Source organism: Nonomuraea sp. NPDC047529, from assembly GCF_040642995.1.
Taxonomy (GTDB): domain Bacteria; phylum Actinomycetota; class Actinomycetes; order Streptosporangiales; family Streptosporangiaceae; genus Nonomuraea.
On the sequence record NZ_JBEYTJ010000084.1, the window covers coordinates 4,454 to 11,583 of the forward strand.

General features: G+C 71.0%; 7 protein-coding genes. 4 read left to right on the forward strand and 3 right to left on the reverse strand.

Going from position 1 to position 7,130, the window contains the following annotated elements:
• The first annotated feature begins 197 nt into the window (after positions 1 to 197).
• The 4 genes from ABZ815_RS52175 to ABZ815_RS52190 are packed head-to-tail and all read left to right on the forward strand — an operon-like array spanning position 198 to position 4,166.
• Positions 198 to 1,142 (forward strand): ABC transporter permease, encoded by a 945-nt coding sequence (locus tag ABZ815_RS52175; protein ID WP_357710883.1) that lies wholly within the window; start codon positions 198 to 200, stop codon positions 1,140 to 1,142.
• The gene (locus tag ABZ815_RS52180; protein WP_357710886.1) at positions 1,135 to 2,115 is read left to right on the forward strand and encodes an ABC transporter permease; all 981 of its coding nucleotides are present in this window, start codon (positions 1,135 to 1,137) and stop codon (positions 2,113 to 2,115) included. Before ABZ815_RS52175 ends, ABZ815_RS52180 begins: the two co-directional genes overlap by 8 nt.
• Positions 2,116 to 2,128: 13 nt before the next feature.
• A complete protein-coding gene (locus ABZ815_RS52185; protein WP_357710888.1) occupies positions 2,129 to 3,166 on the forward strand; it encodes an ABC transporter ATP-binding protein in 1,038 nt (345 codons plus the stop codon).
• The gene (locus ABZ815_RS52190) at positions 3,150 to 4,166 is read left to right on the forward strand and encodes a dipeptide ABC transporter ATP-binding protein (RefSeq protein WP_357710891.1); all 1,017 of its coding nucleotides are present in this window, start codon (positions 3,150 to 3,152) and stop codon (positions 4,164 to 4,166) included. Before ABZ815_RS52185 ends, ABZ815_RS52190 begins: the two co-directional genes overlap by 17 nt.
• 37 nt (positions 4,167 to 4,203) lie before the next feature.
• On the opposite strand, the gene ABZ815_RS52195 is transcribed toward ABZ815_RS52190, so the two are convergent.
• Genes ABZ815_RS52195 through ABZ815_RS52205 form a run of 3 tightly spaced genes read right to left on the reverse strand, consistent with a single transcriptional unit; the run spans position 4,204 to position 7,006 of the window.
• Positions 4,204 to 5,391 (reverse strand): lipid-transfer protein, encoded by a 1,188-nt coding sequence (locus tag ABZ815_RS52195; protein WP_357710894.1) that lies wholly within the window; start codon positions 5,389 to 5,391, stop codon positions 4,204 to 4,206.
• The gene (locus ABZ815_RS52200) at positions 5,388 to 5,795 is read right to left on the reverse strand and encodes an OB-fold domain-containing protein (RefSeq protein ID WP_357710897.1); all 408 of its coding nucleotides are present in this window, start codon (positions 5,793 to 5,795) and stop codon (positions 5,388 to 5,390) included. Before ABZ815_RS52200 ends, ABZ815_RS52195 begins: the two co-directional genes overlap by 4 nt.
• 26 nt (positions 5,796 to 5,821) lie before the next feature.
• Complete coding sequence (locus ABZ815_RS52205; RefSeq protein ID WP_357710900.1) at positions 5,822 to 7,006, reverse strand: S8 family serine peptidase; 1,185 nt, start codon at positions 7,004 to 7,006, stop codon at positions 5,822 to 5,824.
• Positions 7,007 to 7,130: the final 124 nt, after the last annotated feature.

The following is a 7,130-nucleotide window of genomic DNA, read 5'->3' on the forward strand; positions in this document are numbered from 1 at the left end:
CCAACGTCAAGGGCGACAAGTTGAAGCTGCTCAACCAGGTTCTGTGGGCCGACTTGGAGTCGGCCTGTGGTCATTCGCCGGGCGGACGGCTCTTGCCGTCCGCCCCTCGGAGGACTGAGCTTGGAGGCAGTCACTTGGGGCCGGGCAAACCGCGGCTACGAAGGTGACTGCCTCCACGCATGTACCGGAGGGCTTGAATGGGCCGTTATGTCATCAGGCGACTGCTGCAGGCGATACCCGTCCTGCTCGGCGCCACGCTACTCATCTTCGCGATCGTCTTCGCCCTGCCCGGCGACCCCATCCAGGCACTGGCGGGCGAGAAGCGCCTGGACCCGGCGGTGGCCGAGGTCCTGCGCGACCAATACCACCTGAATGACCCGCTGCTGCTGCAGTACTGGTACTACCTCAGCGGCGTGCTCCTGCACGGAGACTTCGGAACCACCTTCTCCAGGATCCCGGTCTCGCAGCTCATGGCCGGCAAGTTCCAGGTCACGCTGAACCTCGCGCTGACGGCTCTCGTCATGGAGGCCATCGTCGGCGTCGGCCTCGGCCTGTGGGCGGCTCTGCGCCGCGGCAAGGCCTCCGACACCGCCATCCTCGCCTCGACGCTGCTGCTGATCTCCGTCCCCACTCTGGTGACGGGCTTCGTGCTCCAGCTCGTGCTCGGAGTCAAGCTCAAGCTGTGGACGGGGAGCGACATCTTCCCCGTGGCGGGCATCTCGGCCGGGTTCCGCAGCTATCTGCTGCCCGGTTTCGTGCTCGCCGGCACGTCGATCGCCTATCTCACCAGGTTGACGCGGACGAGCCTGGTGGAGACACTGCGCGCCGACTACATCCGCACGGCGACCGCCAAGGGCCTGTCCAAACGCCGCGTCATCGGCAGGCACGGACTCCGCAACGCGCTGATCCCGCTGGTCACCTACCTCGGCGCCGACCTCGGGAACCTGATGGGCGGCGCGGTCATCACGGAGACGATCTTCAACCTGCCGGGCATCGGCAACCAGCTGTTCCAATCGATCCTGCTGCGAGAACAACCGGTCGTCGTGGGCATCGTGACCGTGCTGGTGCTGATCTACATCCTGGCCAACCTGGTCGTCGACATGTTGTACGCAGTGCTCGACCCGAGGATCCGCTATGAGTAACGAAGCAAACGTCGGGCCCATGCTGCCGGAAGCGAAGTCGCTGGTCACGGAGGTCCCGGCGCCGCCGTCCCCCGAGAAGCAGGGCAGGCGCGGGAAGCAGAAGCAGGAGAAGCCCGCCAGCCTGTGGACCGACGCCTGGTACGACCTGCGTCGCCGGCCGATGTTCATCATCTCCGCGGTACTGATCGCGATCCTGCTGGTCATGGCGTTCTGGCCGTCGTTGTTCACCTCGATCGACCCGACCAACGCCCAGACCTGCGACCTGTCCACCGCCCGGCAGCTCCCCAGCGTGGGACACCCGTTCGGCAAGGACAGCCAGGGCTGTGACGTGTTCGCCAGGACGATCTACGGCGCCCGCAACTCCATCGTGATCGGCGTGACGACCACGATCCTCACCATGATCGTGGGCGGTCTGCTCGGCCTCTTCGCCGGCTTCCGCGCCGGCGTGATCGACTCGGTCTCCTCCCGGGTCACCGAGATCTTCTTCGCCATCCCGCCGATCCTGGGCGCCCTGCTGATCGCCGCCACCTTCCGTGACAGCGGCATCAACAGCATCCTGCTGGTCATCGCGGCCCTGGCGGTGCTCGGATGGCCGATGGTGTTCCGCATCATGCGGGCCTCGGTGATCACGGCCAAGAGCCAGGACTTCGTGGTCGCCGCGCGGGCGGTGGGCGCGGGCCAGTGGCGGATCATGTTCAAGCACCTGCTGCCGAACTCGCTGGCGCCGGTGATCGTGGTCAGCACGATCAACCTCGGCGGCTACATCGCGGCGGAGGCGGCGCTGTCGTTCCTCGGGGTCGGCGTGCAGTCGCCGGACATCTCGTGGGGCCTCATGATCGCCGACGCCCGGCCGCGGTTCCTCGACGCGTCGCTGCCGCTGTTCTTCCCGGCCCTGTTCCTGAGCGTCACGGTGCTGGCGTTCATCATGCTGGGCGACGCCGTGCGCGACGCTCTCGATCCGAAGCTCAGGTAGAAGGGGGGATCAAGTGAAGAAGACGTCGACAGACGTGTTGCCCGCCGAGGGAGGGCTGGGCAACGAGCCGCTGCTCGCGGTGGACAACCTGCACGTGGAGTTCCGTACGCGTCAGGGCGTCGTGCGCGCGGTGAACGGCGTGAGCTACACGGTCAACCCCGGTGAGACGCTGGCGGTGCTCGGCGAGTCCGGTTCGGGCAAGTCCGTGACCGCTCAGGCGATCATGGGCATCCTGGACATGCCGCCGGCCGTCATCCCCAAGGGCGAGATCCGCTTCAAGGGCACCGACCTGCTCAAGCTCTCGGACGACGCCCGCACCCAGGTGCGCGGCCAGCGCATCGCGATGGTCTTCCAGGACGCCCTCTCGGCGCTCAACCCGGTGTTCACCGTGGGCTGGCAGATCAGCGAGATGTTCCGGGTCCACCGCGGCATGTCCAAGCGTGACGGCCTGAACAAGGCCGTCGAGCTGATGGACAAGGTCCGCATCCCGGCCGCCCGGCAGCGCGTCAACGACTATCCGCACCAGTTCTCGGGCGGCATGCGGCAGCGCATCATGATCGCGATGTCGATCGCGCTCGACCCCGAGGTCCTGATCGCGGACGAGCCGACCACCGCGCTGGACGTGACGGTCCAGGCGCAGATCATGGAACTGCTGGCCGAGCTGCAGCGCGAGAGCCAGATGGGCATGATCCTGATCACCCACGACCTGGGCGTCGTGGCGGACGTGGCCGACAAGATCTCGGTCATGTACGCCGGCCGGATCGTGGAGAACGCCCCTGTGCACGACATCTACCGGGCGCCGGGGCACCCGTACACGAAGGGTCTGCTGGAGTCCATCCCCCGGGTGGACCTCAAGGGCCAGGAGCTGTACGCGATCAAGGGTCTGCCGCCCAACCTGCTCGACCTGCCGAGCGGATGCGCGTTCAACCCGCGGTGCCCGTACCGGCAGGACAACTGCGTGACCAGCGCCCCCCAGCTCTACGAGATCAGCGGCACGCGTGGCAGCGCCTGCCACTACTGGAGGGAGGTCCTCGATGGCGAGCAGCAGTGAGCGCATCCTCGAGGTTCGCGACCTGGTCAAGCACTTCCCCCTGACCCAGGGCATCGTCCTCAAGAAGCAGATCGGCGCGATCAAGGCCGTCGACGGCGTGTCGTTCGATCTGAACAGGGGCGAGACCCTGGGCATCGTGGGCGAGTCGGGCTGCGGCAAGTCCACACTGGCCAAGGTGCTGATGGCGTTGGAGCGGCCGACCTCCGGGTCGGTGAAGATCAACGGCAAGGACATCGCCAAGGCCAGGGGCGGCGACCTGAAGCGCATGCGCCGCAACATCCAGATGGTGATGCAGGACCCGTACACCTCGCTGAACCCCCGGATGACCGTCGGTGACATCATCGGCGAGCCGTACGAGATCCACACGGAGGTGGCGCCCAAGGGCGACCGCCGCCGCAAGGTGCAGGAGCTGCTGGAGGTCGTCGGGCTCAACCCCGACCACATCAACCGCTACCCGCACCAGTTCTCGGGCGGCCAGCGGCAGCGCATCGGCATCGCCCGCGGCCTGGCGCTGCAGCCGGAGATCATCGTCTGCGACGAGCCCGTCTCGGCGCTGGACGTGTCGATCCAGGCCCAGGTGATCAACCTGCTGGAGCGGCTGCAGAACGAGTTCAACCTGGCCTACATCTTCATCGCCCACGACCTGTCGGTGGTCCGCCACATCTCCGACCGGGTGGGTGTGATGTACCTGGGCAAGTTCGTGGAGCTCGGCAAGGACGTCGAGATCTACGACAAGCCCGCTCATCCGTACACGCAGGCGCTGCTGTCGGCGGTGCCGGTTCCCGACCCCGAGGGCCGGGAGCAGCGTGAGCGGATCATCCTGCAGGGCGACCCGCCCTCGCCCGCCAACCCGCCGTCGGGGTGCCGCTTCCGCACCCGCTGCTGGAAGGCGCAGGAGATCTGCGCGGAGGAGGAGCCGTTGCTGCAGATCCGGACGGGGACCGGGCACGAGAGCGCCTGTCACTTCGCCGAGACGCACGACGTGGTCCACGCGGGATGACCTGAAGACCCTCCGGGAAAGCTCCCGGAGGGTCTTCTCACGTCGTGGCCACGATGGCCGAGCCGTGGCCGAACAACCCCTGGTTGACCGCGAGGCCGACGCGCGCGCCGGGCACCTGGCGCGCGCCCGCCGCCCCGCGCAGCTGGTTCGTCAGCTCGCAGAGTTGCGCGATCGCCTGGGCCGGGATCGCCTCGCCGAAGGAGGCCAGGCCGCCCGACGGATTGACCGGCACCCGGCCGCCGAGCGCGGTCTCGCCCGCCCGCAGGAGCTTGTCCGCCTCGCCCGGCGGGCACAGGCCGACGTCCTCGACCCAGTCCAGCTCCAGGGCGGTGGACAGGTCGTACACCTCGGCGAAGGAGACGTCCTCGGGGCCCAGACCGGCCTCCTCATAGGCGGCGTGCGCGATCGCGGCCCTGAACGGCCTCTCCGGCGCGGGGACGGCGGCGCAGGAGTCGGTGGCGAAGTTCGGCAGCTCCAGGACCGCGTTGGGGAAGGTCGGCGTCACCGTGGAGACGGCCGCCAGGCGCACCGGGGCCGTCGCGCCGAGACGCCTGGCGTACGCCTCCGAGGCCAGGACGACCGCGGCGCCGCCGTCGGAGGTGGCGCAGATGTCCATCAGGCGCAGCGGGTCGGCCACCATGGGCGAGGCGAGCACCTCCTCCGCCGTGACCCGGGCGCGGTAGCGGGCCATGGGGTTGAGCGAGCCGGCGAGCGCGTTCTTGACCTTGACGGCGGCGAAGTCGTCGCTGGTGGAGCCGTACAGGGCCATGCGCCGGCGGGCGTAGAGGCCGAAGTAGGCGGGGTTGGCGGCGCCGAGGAGGCGGAAGCGCAACCAGTCGGGGTCGTCGTGCCGGTCGCCGCCGACGGGCTTGAAGAAGCCCTTGGGGGTGGAGTCGGCGCCCACCACGAGCGCCACGTCGCACAGCCCGGCCAGGATCCTGGTGCGCGCGATGTCCACCGCCTGGGCCCCCGACGCGCAGGCCGCGTAGCAGGAGGCGATCCTGGCGCCCGTCCAGCCGAGCGCCTGGGCGTAGGTCGCGCCGGAGACGAAGCCCGGATAGCCGTTCCTGATCGTGTCGGCCCCCACCACGTACTGGATGTCGGTCCAGGCCACCCCGGCGTCGCGGAGGGCGGCGCGGGCCGCGGCGACGCCGTACTCGACGAAGGGACGTCCCCACTTGCCCCACGGGTGCATGCCCGCGCCGAGCACCACCACCGCGCTCACGAGGCCCGCCCCCACATCCACACCAGCGGGCCGTCGGCCAGCGGCCCGTGGACGAGCTCCAGCTCCATGCCCACCTCCAGGTCGCTCACCGTGAGGTCCTTGACCTGGCCGAGCACCACCAGCCCCGCGCCGTCGTGCTCGACGGCGGCCAGCGTGACCGGCCGGTACGGCCGTGCCGCCACGTACGGCTCCGGCGGCGGGTAGCAGGCGTCGGTGTAGGACCAGACCCGCCCGCGCCGCGGCAGCCGGGTCTCGGCCGTCTCCTCGCCCTCGCAGCGCGGATTGCGGCACAGGCCCCGCTGCGGCGGGAAGGCGACGGTCCCGCAGGTCAGGCAGGTGGTGCCGATGAGGTGGGTGGCGCCGTCCCCGTCGATGGCGAACCAGCCGTCGATCGCTAAGGTCATAGCCAGGAGTATCACACAAGCGCTTGCTAGGGTGAATCCCTCCGGCGCCTCCGCCGGGTGGTGACCACCCGCGCCGACATGGCCGCCGCCAGCACCACCATCCCGGCCACCACCGGCGCCCTGGAGGCGGGCGGCGCGGCCGGCCCCCGCCCGACGTCGGGGCCGGGCCGCGCGGCCGGTGAGAGCGTCCCGTGCGCCAGCCGCCGGGCCTCCCGCAGGGCGAGCGGCGCGTCGGCCACCCCGTGCCCGTAGGCGCGGCTGTGGCCGCTCGTGGGCCGCCTCCTGGCGCCGCGCTCGATGGCCATGCGCACGTGGTACGGCGACAGCCCCGGATGGGCCGACCGCACCAGGGCCGCCACGCCCGCGACCATGGCCGCCGCCGAGCTCGTGCCGTCGCCCGCCACGTACCCCTCGGCGCCGTCGGCCGTGACGATGTCGGTGCCCGGCGCGACCACCGACAGGTAGTCCTGGCGGTTGGAGAAGGGGGCCACCCTCAGCCGCCGGTCCACCGCGCCCACCGCGATGACGCCCGGGTAGGCGGCCGGGAAGTTCTTCCTGTTGGTCGTGTCGCCGTCGTTCCCGGCCGAGGCCACCAGGACCACGCCGCGGGCGATCGCGTACTGCACGGCCTCCTCCTCGGCCGCCGAGCCCTCCCACGCGCCGCTGCCGCCGCCGAGGGACATGCTGATCACGTCCGCGCCGTGGTCGGCCGCGTACCTGATGCCCGCGGCCAGGGCGTCGCGGCGGCCGGCACGCCGTTCGGCGCGCAGCGGGTCGGTGTTCTCCAGCGTGACCCTGATCGACAGCACCCGCGCCGCGGGGGCGACGCCGACCACGCCCTCGGTGCGTCCCTCGCCGTGCCCGCGGCCGGCGATCAGGCCGGCCATGGCGGTGCCGTGGTGCCCCCACAGGCGCTTGGGCGCGCCGGTCAGGTCGGGGCCCTGGGTCACGACGCCCCGCAGGTCGGGGTGGCGGCCGTTCACCCCGGTGTCCAGCACGGCCACCAGCACGCCCGCGCCCCTGCTCTCCCGCCACGCCTCGGGCAGGCGCAGCGCCCGGAGCTGCCACTGCCGGGCCCGCGCGGCGGCGCCCACGCCGCCGGGGACGCTCGGCGAGGCCGCCGTCCGCACGTCGTCGGTGGCGCTGGACGCCACGCCCGCGACCCCGGCCGCCAGGATCAGAGCCGGCAGCAGGGACGCGAGCACCCTCATCGGGTCAGCGCCCGGTGCAACGCCACGGCGAGCTGCCGCGCGGCGCCCCGCAGCCGCGGCGCGGCGCGTCCGCCCGGCCGGTACGCCCGCCCGTCGGCGTACCCCACGGCCGTCGCCACCAGGT

What these genes read in the sequence shown, in the direction of transcription:
- ABZ815_RS52175 (WP_357710883.1), top strand. Translation starts at nt 198, where the DNA reads ATGGGCCGTTATGTCATCAGGCGACTGCTGCAGGCGATACCCGTCCTG.
- ABZ815_RS52180 (WP_357710886.1), top strand. Translation starts at nt 1,135, where the DNA reads ATGAGTAACGAAGCAAACGTCGGGCCCATGCTGCCGGAAGCGAAGTCG.
- ABZ815_RS52190 (WP_357710891.1), top strand. Translation starts at nt 3,150, where the DNA reads ATGGCGAGCAGCAGTGAGCGCATCCTCGAGGTTCGCGACCTGGTCAAG.
- ABZ815_RS52200 (WP_357710897.1), bottom strand. Translation starts at nt 5,795, where the DNA reads ATGACCTTAGCGATCGACGGCTGGTTCGCCATCGACGGGGACGGCGCC.
- ABZ815_RS52205 (WP_357710900.1), bottom strand. Translation starts at nt 7,006, where the DNA reads ATGAGGGTGCTCGCGTCCCTGCTGCCGGCTCTGATCCTGGCGGCCGGG.